Origin of the sequence: Kribbella sp. VKM Ac-2566, assembly GCF_004366005.1 — a bacterium.
GTDB lineage: Bacteria > Actinomycetota > Actinomycetes > Propionibacteriales > Kribbellaceae > Kribbella > Kribbella pratensis.
This window is the reverse complement of the sequence record NZ_SODT01000011.1, coordinates 436,436-452,051: the sequence shown is the minus strand read 5'-3', so window position 1 is coordinate 452,051 and position 15,616 is coordinate 436,436. Positions and strand designations below refer to the sequence as shown.

At 68.2% G+C, this 15,616-nt stretch carries 14 protein-coding genes; 5 read left to right on the top strand and 9 right to left on the bottom strand.

The window, feature by feature from the left end; all coding sequences use genetic code 11:
• Positions 1–23 precede the first annotated feature (23 nt).
• From EV647_RS24925 to EV647_RS24910, 4 genes are read right to left on the bottom strand one after another with little or no spacing between them, the layout of a single operon-like run.
• The gene (locus EV647_RS24925) at positions 24–881 is read right to left on the bottom strand and encodes a TIGR00730 family Rossman fold protein (protein ID WP_134006826.1); all 858 of its coding nucleotides are present in this window, start codon (positions 879–881) and stop codon (positions 24–26) included.
• A gap of 37 nt (positions 882–918) precedes the next feature.
• Complete coding sequence (dapE, locus tag EV647_RS24920) at positions 919–1,986, bottom strand: succinyl-diaminopimelate desuccinylase (RefSeq protein ID WP_134006824.1); 1,068 nt, start codon at positions 1,984–1,986, stop codon at positions 919–921.
• Positions 1,983–2,666 (bottom strand): VOC family protein, encoded by a 684-nt coding sequence (locus EV647_RS24915; RefSeq protein WP_134006822.1) that lies wholly within the window; start codon positions 2,664–2,666, stop codon positions 1,983–1,985. The genes dapE and EV647_RS24915 overlap by 4 nt, the downstream gene beginning before the upstream one ends.
• A gap of 10 nt (positions 2,667–2,676) precedes the next feature.
• Positions 2,677–3,288, bottom strand: coding sequence for an ABATE domain-containing protein (locus EV647_RS24910; protein ID WP_134006820.1), 612 nt, complete (start codon positions 3,286–3,288; stop codon positions 2,677–2,679).
• Between the two features lie 53 nt (positions 3,289–3,341).
• Here EV647_RS24910 and EV647_RS24905 point away from each other — a divergent pair, with 53 nt between their 5' ends.
• Positions 3,342–4,007: a maleylpyruvate isomerase family mycothiol-dependent enzyme gene (locus EV647_RS24905; protein ID WP_134006818.1), complete on the top strand. Its 666-nt coding sequence runs from the start codon at positions 3,342–3,344 to the stop codon at positions 4,005–4,007.
• Positions 4,008–4,090: 83 nt separating this feature from the next.
• On the opposite strand, the gene EV647_RS24900 is transcribed toward EV647_RS24905, so the two are convergent.
• Complete coding sequence (locus EV647_RS24900) at positions 4,091–6,124, bottom strand: DUF4185 domain-containing protein (RefSeq protein WP_134006816.1); 2,034 nt, start codon at positions 6,122–6,124, stop codon at positions 4,091–4,093.
• A 273-nt stretch (positions 6,125–6,397) separates the two neighbouring features.
• Between EV647_RS24900 and EV647_RS24895 the strand changes: the two genes are divergently transcribed.
• The 3 genes from EV647_RS24895 (at position 6,398) to EV647_RS24885 (ending at position 9,063) form a co-directional block, all read left to right on the top strand.
• Positions 6,398–7,060: an SIS domain-containing protein gene (locus tag EV647_RS24895; protein WP_238175560.1), complete on the top strand. Its 663-nt coding sequence runs from the start codon at positions 6,398–6,400 to the stop codon at positions 7,058–7,060.
• Positions 7,057–7,995 (top strand): ribokinase, encoded by a 939-nt coding sequence (locus EV647_RS24890; RefSeq protein ID WP_134006814.1) that lies wholly within the window; start codon positions 7,057–7,059, stop codon positions 7,993–7,995. The genes EV647_RS24895 and EV647_RS24890 overlap by 4 nt, the downstream gene beginning before the upstream one ends.
• A gap of 69 nt (positions 7,996–8,064) precedes the next feature.
• Complete coding sequence (locus EV647_RS24885; protein ID WP_134006812.1) at positions 8,065–9,063, top strand: LacI family DNA-binding transcriptional regulator; 999 nt, start codon at positions 8,065–8,067, stop codon at positions 9,061–9,063.
• Between the two features lie 113 nt (positions 9,064–9,176).
• On the opposite strand, the gene EV647_RS24880 is transcribed toward EV647_RS24885, so the two are convergent.
• From EV647_RS24880 to EV647_RS24865, 4 genes are all read right to left on the bottom strand, one after another.
• Positions 9,177–12,251, bottom strand: a complete 3,075-nt coding sequence (locus tag EV647_RS24880; RefSeq protein ID WP_134007612.1) for a GH92 family glycosyl hydrolase — start codon at positions 12,249–12,251, stop codon at positions 9,177–9,179.
• 282 nt (positions 12,252–12,533) lie between these two features.
• Entirely contained in the window at positions 12,534–12,776 is a 243-nt protein-coding gene (locus EV647_RS24875) for a DUF3800 domain-containing protein (protein ID WP_134006810.1), read from the bottom strand.
• 94 nt (positions 12,777–12,870) lie between these two features.
• Entirely contained in the window at positions 12,871–13,764 is an 894-nt protein-coding gene (locus tag EV647_RS24870) for an NAD-dependent dehydratase (RefSeq protein ID WP_134006808.1), read from the bottom strand.
• Positions 13,761–14,609: a phosphotransferase gene (locus EV647_RS24865; protein WP_134006806.1), complete on the bottom strand. Its 849-nt coding sequence runs from the start codon at positions 14,607–14,609 to the stop codon at positions 13,761–13,763. Before EV647_RS24865 ends, EV647_RS24870 begins: the two co-directional genes overlap by 4 nt.
• A 54-nt stretch (positions 14,610–14,663) precedes the next feature.
• Here EV647_RS24865 and dapD point away from each other — a divergent pair, with 54 nt between their 5' ends.
• Positions 14,664–15,602 (top strand): 2,3,4,5-tetrahydropyridine-2,6-dicarboxylate N-succinyltransferase, encoded by a 939-nt coding sequence (gene dapD / locus EV647_RS24860; protein ID WP_134006804.1) that lies wholly within the window; start codon positions 14,664–14,666, stop codon positions 15,600–15,602.
• The last annotated feature ends 14 nt before the right edge of the window (positions 15,603–15,616 follow it).

Genomic DNA, 15,616 nt, shown 5'->3' with positions numbered 1-15,616 from the left:
AACCGCGAAAACCCCCGGAGATTTCAGCTTCCGTCGGAGCCGAGGCGGTGGGTTCGGGAGGCCGGAGTGTTCGTCGAGTCGACCTCTCGGGCGGCCTCGGCGGCGGCTTCCTCGGCGGCCTCGTCGGCGAGTTCGCCGGACTTGACGATGTAGCTGATCGCCTCGTCGACGTCGTCCGTGACGACGAACATCTCCAGGTCGGCGGCCGAGATCTTCCCGTCCTCGAGCATCGTCGTACGCAGCCAGTCGACCAGCCCGCCCCAGTACGACGTACCGAACAGCACGACCGGGAACGACGTGACCTTCCGGGTCTGCGCCAGCGTGAGCGCCTCGAACATCTCGTCCAGCGTCCCGAACCCGCCCGGCATCACCACGAACCCCTGGGCGTACTTCACGAACATCGTCTTCCGGGTGAAGAAGTACCGGAAGTTCATCCCGATGTCGACCCACTCGTTCAGGCCGTTCTCGAAGGGCAGCTCGATACCGAGCCCGACCGACACCCCGCCGGCCTCGGACGCCCCCTTGTTCGCGGCCTCCATCACGCCCGGCCCGCCGCCGGTGATCACGGCGTACCCGGCCTCGACCAGCTTCCGCCCGAACTCCTCCGCGGCGGCGTACATCGGGTCGTCCACCTTGGTCCGCGCCGACCCGAACACACTGATCGCCGCGCCCAGCTCCGCCAGCATGCCGAAGCCCTCGATGAACTCCGACTGGATCCGCAGCACCCGCCACGGGTCGGTGTGCACCCAGTCCGACGGCCCGCGGCTGTCCAGCAGCCGCTGCTCGGATGTGGACTGCTGCACCTGGTTGCGCCGCATCGTGACCGGCCCGCGCTGCTGCTGGCCGACCGGACGGTCGGGGTGGATCGATGGTTCTGACATACCTCCAGGTTATTGCCTGAGCGGTAATCGGGCCGGGCTACGCGCGGTCTGTCAACCAACTCCTCAGCCGCTGTTCACACAGCTCGATCTCGGCCTCGGGTACGAACTCGTCCTGCTTGTGCGCGTACAGCGGGTCCCCCGGCCCGTAGTTCACCGCCGGTACGCCGAGCAGCGTGAACCGCGCGACGTCCGTCCACCCGAACTTCGGCTGCGGCTCCCCGCCCACCACCTGCAGGAACGCCGCCGCGGCCGGTCGCTCGAGCCCCGGGAGCCCGCCCGGAGCAGAGTCCGTCACAGTCACGTCGTACCCCTCGAAGACCTCACGCAGGTGCGCCTCAGCCTCCTCCTCGGACCGGTTCGGCGCGAAGCGGTAGTTGATGGTCACAGTGCACAGATCCGGTACGACGTTGCCCGCGACACCGCCCGTGATCGCGACCGCGTTCAGCCCCTCGCGGTACTCGAGCCCGTCGATCGGCACCCGGCGTGGCTCGTACGCCGCCAGTCGCGCGAGCACCCCGCCCGCAGCGTGGATCGCGTTGCTGCCCATCCAGGATCGGGCCGAATGCGCCCGCTCTCCGCGGGTGGTGACCTCGATCCGCATCGTGCCCTGGCAGCCGGCCTCGACGACCGCGTTCGACGGCTCCATCACGACCGCGAACACGCCCTCGAGCAGCTCCGGGTTGGAGCGGGTCAGCTTGAACAGACCGTTCCGCTCGGCCTCGATCTCCTCGCAGTCGTAGAACACGTACGTGACGTCCCGGTTCGGTTCGGCGAGAGTCGCGGCGAGCCGCAGTCCGACCGCGACGCCGCCCTTCATGTCGCACGCGCCGAGCCCGTGGATCAGACCGTCGGCGCGGCGGGCCGGGAGGTTGTCGTTGAGCGGCACGGTGTCGAGGTGACCGGCGAGGACGACCCGCTCGGCGCGGCCCAGATCAGTGCGGGCGACGACGGTGTTGCCGTGCCGGAAGACCTTGAGATGCGGGTACGCCGAGAGCGCCGCCTCGACCATGTCCGCGAGCTTCTCCTCCGTCCCACTGACCGAGGAGATGTTCACCAACGCCTCGGTCAGATCCGGCCCGGATACGGTCAGGTCGAGCTTGGTCATGGGGCCTCCGGTGGCAGAAAGACGCAGAATTCGTTGCCTTCGGGGTCGGCGCAGACGTGCCAGCCGATCTCGTCGTCCTTGGGCCGCAGAAGTGTCGCACCCGCGTCGAGGATCGGCTGCAGGGCCGGTGCGATCACGTCCCAGTGCACGCGGTTCTTGACCGTCTTCGGCTCCGGGACCGGGTTGAAGACCCAGTACCTGAACGGCAGACCCGGCACGTTCTCGAGCCAGTAGTACGGCCGGCCGGGACGGCTCGAGAACTCGCCGCCGACCACGCCCGCCCACCACCGGGCCTGCGCCTCCGGGTCGGCCGAGTCGACGACCAGTTCCATCAATCGGTATGCCGGAATCGTCTCGCGCACGAACCCGCAGAACTCACCGCCCTCGAGGTCCGCCATGACTGTCCACTGCTGCGCCTCGGTCTCCGGCGACAGGACGGTCGCGCCGGAGCGCTCGAGGTCCGCGATGTCACCGGTGATCACGTCGAGGTGCACGCGGTTCTTCACCGTCTTCGGCTCCGGGACCTTGCACATCCAGATGGTCTTCTCCGGGACGTCGCCGACCAGCACGTTCGGGGTGTCGGCCGGCGCGGTCAGCCCGATCGTCCGCCCCCAGAAGGCAGCCATCTCGCTCGGGCTCGCCACGTCCACACACAGGTCCTTGAACCGCGCGACGCTCATACCGCACAGATTATCCGGAGGTCCGTTTCCGGTAGTGGCGGTTCACCCGCTCGCGATTCCCGCAGGCCGGCGAGCACCACGTCTGCCGCGGGTCGTCCTGCAGGAAGTACTTCACACACCGCGCCGCCGGGCAGGCGCGCAGCCGCGCGCGGTCCGGGCTCACCAGGAAGTCGATCGCCGACCGCCCGACCGCACCGACCAGCACCGCGACCGGATCCTCGCTCCGGTACATCCAGCGCACGCTCGGCTCCTCCGCCCACTCGAGGTGCGTCGTACCGAGCCGATCCGCCGCCCGATTCACCATCCGCAGCGCATCCTCAACGCTCATCAACCGCGAAACATCCGCCTTACTGGGTTCCCCCGGCGCAACCGCCCGAGCAAACAACGCCCGCACCGCACCCCGAATCCGCACCAGCTCCTCCCGCAGATTGGGGAGGGTTTCTGTCCGATTCGGGTGCACAAACCTCCCCAAGCCGGACTCGGCCCCCAACACCTGCGCGACCAACTGCTCGTGATCGGTCAGCCAGGCGGCTGCCTCCTCCGGGGTGGAGAGCAGGTCCGCGATGCCGCCGTGTCCGTCGTGCTTGACGGTGGCAGCCAAAGCGAAGGCGAGCGTGGTCATGGGATGATACTAATGGGACATTCGATTGATGGCATGTGAATGAAGGAGCTCCTGTGCCCCTGAACGAAGTACGTGCGATCGCCGACCAGCTGCTCGCCGTAACGGCAGACCTCGACGACGCCACCGCACGCGCCGGCTCCGCCCTGCCCGGGTGGTCGCGCGGTCATGTGATCACCCACATCGCGAACTTCTCCGAGGCGATGACGCGTCAGGTCGACGAAGCGCTGCAGGGTCGGCTCGTCGAGGTGTACGACGGTGGGCGCCCGGCGCGCGATGCCGCGATCGAGGCCGGCGCCGACCGCCCCGCCGCCGAACTCCGGTCCCACCTGACGCAGGCCATCACCACGTTGCTCGCCTCCTGGGACAAGGTGAGCCCCACCGACTGGCCGCTCCCGATCCTGCACCGCAACAGCAACCTCTCCGCGGGCCTGCAGGCGACGTGGCGGGAGCTCACCATCCACACCACAGACCTCGACCTCGGCATCACCGCCAGCACCTGGTCCGACGACTTCTGCCTCCACCTACTCGACTTCCTCCGAGCCCGCACCCCCGACAACACCCACCTCATCCTCAAGTCCCCCACCCTCACCTGGGACAACGGCACCGGCACAGACATCACCCTCGAAGGAACCTTCACCGACCTCACCGCCTGGTACGCCGGCCGCCCAACCCCCGGCCCAATCAACGGCCCAACACCACCCCTCCTCCCCTGGCCGTAGAACGGCACCTGCAGCACTCAGGTGGGGGTTGGCTTTCCGGAAAGAAATTGCCTGTGGGTGGCGACTTCTTTCCGGAAAGGGGGTTAGTTGACGGTGAAGTCGTCTACTTGGATCCAGGTGTCTTTGTTGGGGGCGTTGAAGCCGGCGTAGACGGTTAGTTCGTGGACGCCTGCAGGGACTTTCACCGTGACCTCGTGGTGGACGTAGCCGGTGCCCGCGCCGAAGGTGGTGGTCGCGAGGTCGGTCGTGCCGGTGCGGACGCCGAAGCGGCCCTGGCCGGCGGGGAGGTTCGCTGATGCGTTGATCCAGGAGCCGAAGGTGTACGTCGTACCGGGGACAACAGGGACGTTCTGGTAGAGCGCGCTCCAGCCCGTACACGTGCAGCGGATCCACCCGTTGTTGGCTCCGGAGTGTGCGAAGCCGAGGCCGCGGTCGACGCCGTTGGCCGCCGTACCTTCGAAGAGCCATGCCGGCTTGCCGCTGCCGGTGCCCTCGAATCCGCCGTCGGCGAGTTGCGACACGTACCGAACAGCAACCTCGGAAACGGTCGAGTACGAACGCGTCCCGCCGGGCAGACCGATCACCCGGACCCCGTCCGTCTCCTGCACCGGGAAGGTGATCGTGTACGTCGTGTTCGCACCGGCCGACGCGTCGCCCGGGTACGTCGGCGACACGGTCTGCGATCCGACCTCGACCCACTGCCCGTTCTGGCGTACCTGGACCCGCGGCCGCCCCGTGAAGTACCCGCCCTCGGCCGACACCGCGCCGGACGTGAACTCCACGTTGTTCACCTTGTGCCGCGCAGGCCACTCGTATCCCCACCACGATGCTCCCTTGACCTCATCGTCGAAGTCGGATTCGCTCCCGGTGCGAGAGCCGTCGTTCAGCAACGCGAGACTGCCCGACTGCGTCGACTTCGAGATCGCCACCGCACCAGTCGAAGCAGCAGCGAGGTTGTCCGATCCCGGGAGGTTCGACGCCGGCGTGTCAACGGACGGAGTGAGCACGAGCTTGCGCAGGTTGAAGTTGTAGACCGACGTACCGATCCCGCCTCCACCGCACGGGCACACGTTCGCCTGCAGGTACATCGTCTTGCCGTCCGGCTGCACGAACTTCGACGGGATCGTCACGCCGTACCCGCCGTACTTCGAGGTCGACCACGGATACCCGCCGAAGTCCTTGGACAGGAAGTGCTTCCACGGCCCCCACGGCGTCGGCGACTCGTAGAACTCGAAGGTGTACTCCGTCCACGACGTGTACACGTACCGCTTCTGCTGCGGCAGATAGGTCACGCCACCCTGACTGATCACGCTGAGGTTGGACGTGTTCGTCCCGTACGTCTGCGCGTACAACCGCCGCTGGTCGTCGAGCACCGGCTTGCGATCGGCGATCTTCGCCGACCACCCGGACCCGGTGTAGAACTTCCACGCGCTCCTGTCCTGCACGTCACGCTTGGGCACCCGCGCCAGGAACACCGACTGCGGATCGGGGACCGTGTCGTCGAACGAGTCCCGCCAGTTCCCGTCCAGCCCGTAGGCGTACACATAGCCGTCGGGCGCCGCGGCGCCGCCCTTGCCGAAGTCCGCGAACCAGATCGTCGTGAACACGTGGTCCGAGAACATCGGCTTCGACTTGTCCCACGTCCACGTCCGCCCGTGGTCGGTCGACCTGAGGATCGTCGCCGCCGGTACGTCGTTGAAGTCGAGCGCGAGGTCCTGGACGGCGAGATACAGCGTGTCGCCGACGCACACCATCCCCGTCGGCTTCCGGTTGTACCCGGCGCCGCTCCAGATCGATCCGACCTGGTCTCCTCGAGAGATCGTTGCCCCGGACAAGTTTCCCGGCGTACCGGTGATCTCGCTGACCGCGATGTCGGCGAAATCGCCGTCGAGGCTGAACCCCTTGCCGTCGCCGTTCGCGGCGTACAGCTTGTCGTTACCGGCCCAGCACGACGGCCACAGGTCGCCGTCGCTCTGGCTGGGCATGCCCTTGGACTCCACCTGGGCGGTGCCGATCGCGTTCACGGTGGCGGCCTCCTGGGGATTCGAGGATTGGGTCAGGAGTGTCGCCGTTCCGAAGACCAGCGGCAGGACAGCGAGCAAGGCCCCACGCTTCATGAGCGATCCCTTCAAGGTTTGGTGCCGGGCCGAGTGCCCCGCAGTAGGCGCGGACCCATCAGGCACCCCCTTGCCAAGTGAGAAGGGCAATCGATTTCTCGCAAAATCTACGAGCGCCGATCGGGACGGTCAAGGGGCGACGTCGTGATGATGTCAGCCGCCTGCGCAATTCCCGCGTGTACACAAGGGTTTCGACCGGCGCGCAGCCGTTGACACCACCCGACCTCACTGCCTAATCTGCGGAAATCGATTTCTGAGATGAGAGGCGCTGGGATGCCAGTTGTGCCGAACCGTGCGTCCGCCCACCGCACGGCCGACGAGCTGTCCAGAGACCTGGTGGCACGGGGACTGCAGGCGGCGCGGGACGCCATCGAGACCGAGGCCGCCGCCGTGTCGGCACTCGCCGACCGCCTCGACGGGGTCTTCCTCGAGGTACTGACCGCGGTCGCCCGCTGCGAAGGTCATCTCGTGGTGACCGGCCTCGGCAAGTCCGGCCTGGTCGGACGCAAGATCGCCGCGACGCTCGCGAGCACAGGTACGCCGGCCACCTTCATCCACTCCGCTGACGCGTTGCACGGGGACTCCGGCGCCGTGACGCCCCGCGATCTCGTCCTGGCACTGTCAGCGTCCGGAGAGACGGCCGAGGTGTGCGCGTTCGCCCGGATGTTGCGGGATCGCCAGATCCCTGTGATCGCGATGACCGGGCGCGAGGAGTCGACGCTGGCCCAACTGGCGACGTACACGCTGGACACGATGGTGCTCCGCGAGGCGGACCCGCTGAATCTGGCGCCGACCGCCTCGACGACGGCCTCCCTGGCGATGGGCGACGCGCTGGCGTGCGCACTCGTCGTACTGCGGGAATTCAGCCATCACGACTTCGCGCAGTTCCACCCGTCCGGTGCCCTCGGCAAGCGTCTCTCGGAGGACCAGGAATGAACGATGTGTGCGTGCTCGGATCGTTCATGAAGGATCTGGTCGCGTCGGCGGAGCGGCGGCCGTTGCCGGGCGAGACGCTGCACGGCACCGGGTTCGCGGAGTTCCTCGGCGGCAAGGGCGTGAACCAGGCGATCGCGGCGGCCCGGATGGGTGCGCGGACGGCGATCATCGGGACCATCGGCGAGGACCGGTACGGCGAGGAGTTCCTGGAACTCCTGTCGGCGAACGGGGTCGACACCTCCTGGGTCGTGCGGCACCCGTCGCTCGGCACCGGGGTAGGACTCCCGTTGGTACTGCCGGACGGCGGGAACTCGATCATCATCGTCTCCCGCGCGAACGCGGCGATCACCGCGCTGGACGTCGAGGCCGCGACCGACGTACTGACCGTGAGCAAGGTGCTGAGCGTGCAACTCGAGCTCCCGGTCGAGGCGAGCCACACCGCCCTCCGGCTCGCCTCGGCCGCCGGCGTCACCACGATCCTCACACCGGCCCCGGTCGGACCGGTCGACCCGACACTGGCGACGTACGTCGACATTCTGGTGCCGAACGAGGTAGAAGCGGCAGCACTCACCGGGCTGAACTGCGACGACGAGTCGCAGGTGCCGATGATCGCGCGCAAACTCGCCGAGGACTGGGACCTGCGCGCCTGTGTGGTGACGCTCGGGTCCCGGGGCGCCTACGTCCTGGACCGGGTCGGCGGGTTCGAGGAGCGGATCAGCGCGCACGAGGTGGACACCGTCGACACGGTCGGCGCCGGCGACGCGTTCTGCGGTTCGCTGGCCGCGTCGCTCGCACACGGGGCCGACCTGGTGGACGCCGTACGACTGGCGAACGCGGCGGGTGCCCTGTCCACCACGGTCAACGGCGCCGCCGACTCCGCCCCTTCACAGGCCGCAGCGCTGGCACTACTGGAAGGTGCAACGTCGGCACCATGAGATCCTTTGGCCAGGATCGGAGTTAGAGTGCGATCCAGACGACCATCGGATCTCCAGCGGGGAGCGGGTATGACGACGATCTACGACGTAGCGCGTAGGTCGGGAGTGTCACCGGCCACGGTGTCACGCGTGCTGAGCGGCCGGCGCAACGTCGACCCCGAACTGTCCGAGAAGGTCCGGGCCGCGGTCGCGGAGCTCGGGTACCGGCCGAACGGGGTCGCGCGGAACCTGCGCAAGTCCTCGACGAACCTCTGGGCAGTCGTCATCTCGGACATCGAGAACCCGTTCTTCACCTCGCTCGTCCGCGGGCTCGAGGACGTCGCGCAGACCGAGGGGTACCACGTCGTACTCTGCAACTCCGACGAGGATCCCGCGAAGGAAGCGGCGTACGCGTCGGCGGTCCTGACCGACCAGATGGCCGGCGTGGTGATCTCCCCGACGTCGACCGCCGAGGGCGTGCACCTGCTCGCGAACGCGAAGATCCCGCTCGTCATGATCGACCGGCGGGTCGAGGGCGTCGAGACCGACACCGTGCTGGTCGACAACGAGCACGGCGCCTTCGAGGGCGTCAAGCACCTGATCGACGGCGGGTACCGGCGGATCGCCTGCATCACCGGGCCGCGCAAGGTGTCGACGGCGATGGACCGGCTGGCCGGGTACCGGTCGGCGCTGCGGGCCGGCGGGATCCGGTACGACAAGGACCTGGTCCGGCACGCCGACTTCCGCGAGGCCGGCGGGTACGCCGCGATGGAAACCCTGCTCGAGCTCCCCGATCCGCCCGAGGCGCTGTTCGCCACCAACAACCTGATGACCGTCGGCGCCCTGGAATGCCTGGCGAAGAAGGGCCTCCGCGCCCCCGACGACATCGCGATCGTGGGCTTCGACGACATCCCGTGGGCGGACCTCGTCATCCCCAGCCTCACCACGGTCGCCCAACCCACCTATGAGCTGGGCCGCACCGCCGGCATGCTCCTGAAGGACCGCACCGCCGCCCCCGGCCGCCCGCCCTCCACCGTCACCCTCCGCACCGAACTCCACATCCGAGCCACCTCCGCCCCCAAGAAGTAGCCCGCCGAGTCGTGGCGATTGGCTGGGGCCAGGAAACTCGAGTCGTGGATCGGGGTCGCCGTAGACGGCGTGTCGGCAACCAGATTCCACGACTCGACGAACTGTCCTGCGCGTCAGTGGAGGAGTTCTAGTTGGGCGAGGGTTGTCGGGGTGGGGGTGGTTAGGCGGTAGTGCTGGTATTCGCCGGGGGTTTTGATGGTGAAGGGGCGGGTTTGGCGGGGCCAGCGGAAGGTTTCGTTGGTGCGTTCGTCGAGGACGGTCCACGTGCTGCCGTCGGTGGAGGCCTCCAGTTGCCAGGTGCTGGGGGCCTCTCCCGAGCCCGACGTCAGTGTGTAGAGGGTCGGGGTGCCGGGAGCGGGGAGGGACCAGACGGCTCGTTCGATGGTGGTCTCGGTGGTGGAGGTGTCGTCGAAGAGCGGGTTGTTCGGGTCGATCGGGATCAGGTCGACGAGGGGCGTGGCGACGGCGTCGCCGGAGGTGAGCGCCGGTGGGAGTTCCAGGGTCGCCCAGTCGGACGGTTCGGCGCCGAGGGTGAAGTGGAGTCGATCGGCGGCGGTCAGGTCCGCGTGGGTGATCGATGCTACGGGCACCTGCTTGCCGTCGACCTGGAGCTCTTGTACATAAGGGTGTTCAGCGCCTGAAGCAGTGATCGTGAGCGGACGGCCGCCCAGCGGGGAAGCGAGGACCCGCGAGAAGAGCGGCGAGCCGATCGCGTACTCGGGGGCGCCGACCCGGAGCGGGTAGAGGCCCAGCGCCGCGAACAGGTACCACGCGGACATCTCGCCGTTGTCCTCGTCGCCCGGGTACCCCTGCCCGATCTGCTCACCGACGTACAGCCGGTCGAGGACCTCGCGGGCGATCGCCTGGGTCTTGGCCGGCGCACCGGCGTAGTTGTACATCCAGGCGATGTGGTGCGCGGGCTGGTTCGAGAAGCCGAACTGGCCCATCCGGACGGCCTGGGCCTCGACCATCTCGTGGATGACGATCGAGTACGTGCCCTTCTTCACCGCGAGTTCGGGAGTCGCGAAGAACGCGTCGAGTTTCGCCTCCAGACCCCGAGGTCCGCCGTACAGGTTGGCCAGGCCGCGCGGGTCGTGCGCGACGTGGAACGCGAAGTTCCACCCGTCGGTCTCGGTGAAGTCGCCGCCCCACTCCTCGGGGTCGAAGTCTGCGGGGGCCTTGGCGAACGTCCCGTCCGGCCGACGACCCTGGAAGAAGTTGATGTCGTTGTCGAACAGCAGCACGTAGTTCAGCGACCTGCGCCGCAGGTACTCCGCTTCCTCGAGTAGCTGATCACGACGCTCGGGACAGTCGTCGGCCAGGCGCGTGGCCATCTCTGCCAGCGCGAAGTCGTTCAGGTACGCCTCGAGAGACCACGACACGCTCTCCTCGGTGTCGGTGCTCACGTACCCGGCGAAGAACCCGGTCTCGACGCCCTTCCGCCCGACCTCGGTCGCCTCCGGCGCGACGGTCGCGTTGCGCAGCCCGGCGTCGTACGTCGCCAACGGGTCGGGCAACGCCACGCCCTTGAGGTACGCGTCCGCGAAGGACACGTCCGAGCTCGTCCCGGTCATGCAGTCCGCGTACCCGGGCGAGGACCAGCGCGCGATCCAGCCGCCGTCGCGGTACTGCTGCACGAACCCGTCGACCAGTTCCGCGGTCAGCGCCGGGTAGAAGAACGCGTACGCCGGCCACGCGGTCCGGTACGTGTCCCAGAACCCGCTGTTCACGTACATCTTGCCGGTCTTGACGACCGCATTGGTCTCCCGCGCGGTCGGCGTACCGTTCGTTGGCAGGACCGGGCTCGCGTAGCGGTACTCCGGTGCGTCCGGCGTACCCGCGTTCTCGAAGTGTGAGTTCGGGTAGAGGTTGAGCCGGTACAGGTTGCCGTACACGGTCCGCAACTGCGGCGGCGTCGCGCCCTCCGGCCGGATGACCTGCAGGCGCTCGTTCCACACGGCGTTGGCGGCGGCCTGGATCTCCTCGAAGGATCGCCCCTGGAGCTCGAGCTCCAGGTTGTGACGAGCCTGGTCGACGCCGATGAACGAGGTCGCGATCCGCAACGTCACTTCAGGTACGTCGAACGTCGCGGCGCGGGCGTTGGCACGACCACCGTGCGCTTCGCCGAAGGCTGTGGGAGCCGTCGAGAATTCGCCGTAGCAGTACATGCGGGTGCGACCGGTTTCCGAGCCGTTCTCGACCCAGCCGGTGAGGGCGTTCCCGTCGTACTCGAAGGCGCCGTTCTCGTCGATCGTGTCGAAGATCAGGTGCCGTCCGGGCGCGTCCTCGGGGAACGTGAAGCGGAAGATCGCGCCGTGGTCGGTCGGGGTGAGCTCCGCGCGAACACCGCTCGCGAGGTCGACCGCGTACAGGTCGGGGCGGGCGGTCTCGTCGTCGTGGCTGAACGCGGCGGCGCGTTCGGCGGGATCGCCCAGCGGCTCGGCGGCGGCGACCGGCATGATCGTCAGCTGATCGCGATCGCCCATCCACGGGCTCGGCTGGTGGGAGAACGTGAGACCCTGCAGTTCGGGACGGTTGTCCGCGTTGTTGGCGCGGTGGTACTCGTACGGCCAGCGGTGCGTCGAGGCGTTCGTGACCGGCGTGAGGAAGTTGAACCCGTTCGGCCAGGCGGTGATCGGTAGCGTGTTGCCGCGGGAGAAGTCGTGGCTGGCGTTCGTTCCGCGGCGCGTGTCGACGTACGCCACCAGGTCCGACCCATCAGGCTCCGCCGGCGCCGGGCCGATCTCGACGTCGTCGATCCACCCGGCGAACTCGTGGCCCGCTTCGGGCGCATCCACCACGAGCACGACCTGCGCGATCGTCTTCCCCGCGGCCGCGGTCAGATCGACCTGTACGTCGTTCCACTGGTCGGCGTACAGGATCTTCGCGGCGCCCTCCCCCGCGGCGTCCGCAGCCTTCCCGTACTGATCCCGGGCCCCCTCGAGCCGCGTCCCGTCCGCAAACACCACCTCGACCGCCACGTACGTCGCCGAGTAACTCAGCCCCGCGTCGAGCTCCGGATAGACCTTGTACCGCAACCGATCCCCCGCCGCGACCACCCGTCCCCCACCAGGCAGCTCAACCTCGCGCCGCCCACCCGTCGTCCCGGAGTACCGAGTCCCGTCAACGCTCGTGAACCCCGCCCGCGGGCTGGTCGCTCCGCCGGGCCCGCCACCAGTCTCAATCATCACGCCGCAATCCTACGAACCACCACACCACCCCCGTCACCATGTTTCCATCCCGGACTCGACCTACCAGCTGCTATTCTCAGGAACACGAGGCCTTCGATGGCCGCGGAGAGAACGCCAGGTCTGCTGCCAGACCCGCCTATCAGGTGCGGCGCTCCGGACCATCGAAGGCCTCGTCTCATCACAACCCACCCGCCGGCCACCACGGGTAGGCCGCCATCGTGCCGGGAAGGACGATCCCCCCGAATCCGTCCGGCTGCCGGATCTGGTGTCGCACAGCCATCAGGTGATGCTCTTCGAAACCGCCGTACTCGTCCGTCTCACGTGTTCGGTCCAGTGCAGCGGCTTGCCGGCAGGCACCGACAACTGTCGACGGCACTGAGCGATCGCCCGACGGAGGACCGCGTCGTCCTCGTCGGCGACGACCACCGCGACCATGCCGAAGTACCGCGATGAGCGCGGAGACAGTCCACGGTCGCCGGTCTCGTCGACGTAGGCACGTACCAGCGGTCGTTCGAAGTACATGGACCGACAACCTAGGTGTCGAGAACCAGGCACTACGGGTCACGAAGCGCACCTGTGGATATCTGCCCCGAAATGCCCCGGGTTGCCCCGAAGATCAGTGTGGTGGGGGCGGTGGCACGTTGCCGGTTTTTACCCAAGTCACGTAGTCGTGGGCGGTTTGTTGGTCGGGGCGGAGGTTGAGGCCAGATGTGCGGGCGTGGGTGTTGTTGAGTTGGAAGGTGCCGTCGTTCGAGCCGTCGTGGGGTAGGTGGAAACGATCGACGGCCGGGGACCAGTCCATCGGTGGTGGATCGGGTACGGCGGTGCGCCAGGCGTCGGCCAGGTGGGTCATGGTGTGGGTGGGGCCTACTGCGTTGAAGGGGCCGGGGATGCGGTTGGCCGTGAGGTGCAGGAGGAAGGCGGCCAGGTCGCGGGCGTCGATGTACTGGATGGGCTGGTCGGGGCGGGCGGCGCATTCCATCGGGAGGTTGTGGGCCAGGGCCCAGCCCCAGTTGCCGAAGTCGGGGTTGTAGGGGCCGACGACGAAGCCGGAGCGTACGGCGGCGGTGCGGGCGCCGAAGGTGGCGGTGAGCAACGATTCGTTGCGAACCTTCGACGGGCCGTAGAGGTCCATCGTGAAGTGGTCCTCGGGGGCGCCGGCGGGCCACGGCAGCAGCGGCGCGGATTCCGTCATATCGGGTGTGGTCTTGCTCGCGTAGACGGCGATCGAGGACATGTACGTGTAGTGGCCGCAGCGGTCGCGGAGTACGGACGCGCTGAGTGTGACGTCCCGGACCAGGAGGCCGGACATGTCGATCACGCCGTCCCATTCGCCGGCGGCGAGGGCCTCGGGCGCGGCGCGGTCGCCGACGATCCGGCGTACGGACGAGAAGAGCCCCGGATTCGTCCGCCCGCGGTTGAACAGCGTCACCTCATGACCGTCCGCGAGCGCCGCCTCCACGACATGGCGCCCGAGGTTCTTGGTGCCGCCGAGCACGAGCAGCCTCATGCCAGCGCCCCGACGACGTCCTCGAGTTCGCCGAGCAGCCCGTCGATCCAGCCCGCGGACTCGGGGATCGTCCGCAGACCTTCCTCGACGATGAATCGCAGCGCCACCAGGTAGAAGCAGCCACCACCGACGAGCATCTGCCGCTCCACCAGCGCCGGATTCCCGCCGGCCGCGTCAAGGTAGTGCGCAACGATCGGCGCGCGGTCGTGGCCGAGGGCAACGGCATCGCGGACCAGCGTGTAGAGATCGCTCAGATGCGGCGCCGTATAGGCCCCGGGCCAGTCGATCGCCGTCCACCGCGTGCCGTCCGTGACCAGGTTCTTCGGCACGTAATCGCCGTGCACGACCGCCGTCGGCGCATCTCGGTGCAGCCCGGCCAATGCCTCGGTGAGCGGTCCGAGATCGAACCCGATCCGCCCGATCCGGTCCGCCAGCTCCTTGACCCGCTCCGGCTGGAACTCGCTCGGCCCGTCCACCGGCCGGCTCCGGATCGTCGCCAGCAGCTCCGCGGCCGCCACGAACCCTTCGGCGGTCGGCTCCTGCTCCAGCGTCACCCGACCGACATCCTCCAGCACGATCATGCCGGCCCCGTCGGACCGATACCGGTGAATCAAAGCGGGTGCCGGCAGCTCCAGCGGTACGACGAACCGCTCGTACGCCGCTGCCTCGTCGGCCTGCCCGTCGGTGCCCCGCTTGACGATCACGCTGTTCAAGCCGAACGACAACCGCCACACCTCAGACGATCCCCATCGCCGGAGCAACTCCCCGTGCAGCTCCGCGACGGCGGGTGCCTTGGTGGCTTCCAGAACCGGATCGGACACGACATCGAGCCACGCAGGAAGCATCCGAAAAGTAGACCATGGTCCGACCGCCGGGCGCCGCCGAATTAGGGTGTGGGTATGACGGAGAACGCCACGCACGCCTGGGGCTTCGGCCTCGCCACCGTTACGACCGCTGGGGATGTCTTGGATGTCTGGTACCCGGCGCCCGAACTCGGGACGAAGCCGGACGACGCGAAGGCTCCGTCCGAGCTGGTCGCGGCCGAGGGCAAGGACGAGCTCCGACAGGTACGGCGTGAAGTCGTGGCGACCGAGATCGCGCTGGACACAGCCCCGAGCGGTACGGCGGACGCGTACCTCCGGCTGCACCTCCTGAGCCACCGCCTGGTCCGCCCGCACGGCGTGAACCTGGACGGCATCTTCGGCGCCCTCCCGAACAACGCCTGGACCTCGCACGGCCCGGTCCCGGTCGAGGAGATCGAGAACGTGCGGCTGCGGGCCCGTGCGGCGGGTCTGCACCTGAGCGTCACGAGCGTGGACAAGTTCCCGCGGATGACGGACTACGTCGTACCGTCCGGGGTGCGGATCGGCGACGCGGACCGCGTCCGTCTGGGAGCGCATCTCGCGGAAGGCACGACGGTCATGCACGAAGGCTTCGTGAACTTCAACGCGGGCACGCTCGGGACGTCGATGGTCGAGGGACGGATCGTCGCCGGTGTAGTGGTCGACGACGGCAGCGACATCGGCGCGGGCGCGTCGATCATGGGCACGCTGTCCGGCGGCGGCAAGCAGGTCATCTCGATCGGCAAGCGCTGCCTGCTCGGCGCGAACGGCGGCACCGGCATCTCGCTCGGCGACGACTGCGTGGTCGAGGCAGGCCTGTACGTGACCGCCGGCACCAAGGTCACCCTCCCGGACGGCAACGTGGTCAAGGCTCGCGACCTGTCCGGACAGCCCGGCCTGCTCTTCATCCGCAACTCGGTCACCGGCGCGGTGGAGGTCCGTCCGCGCAAGGGCGAAGGCATCACGCTCAACGAGGCGCTGCACGCCAACGCCTGACCGTCCGAAAGTAT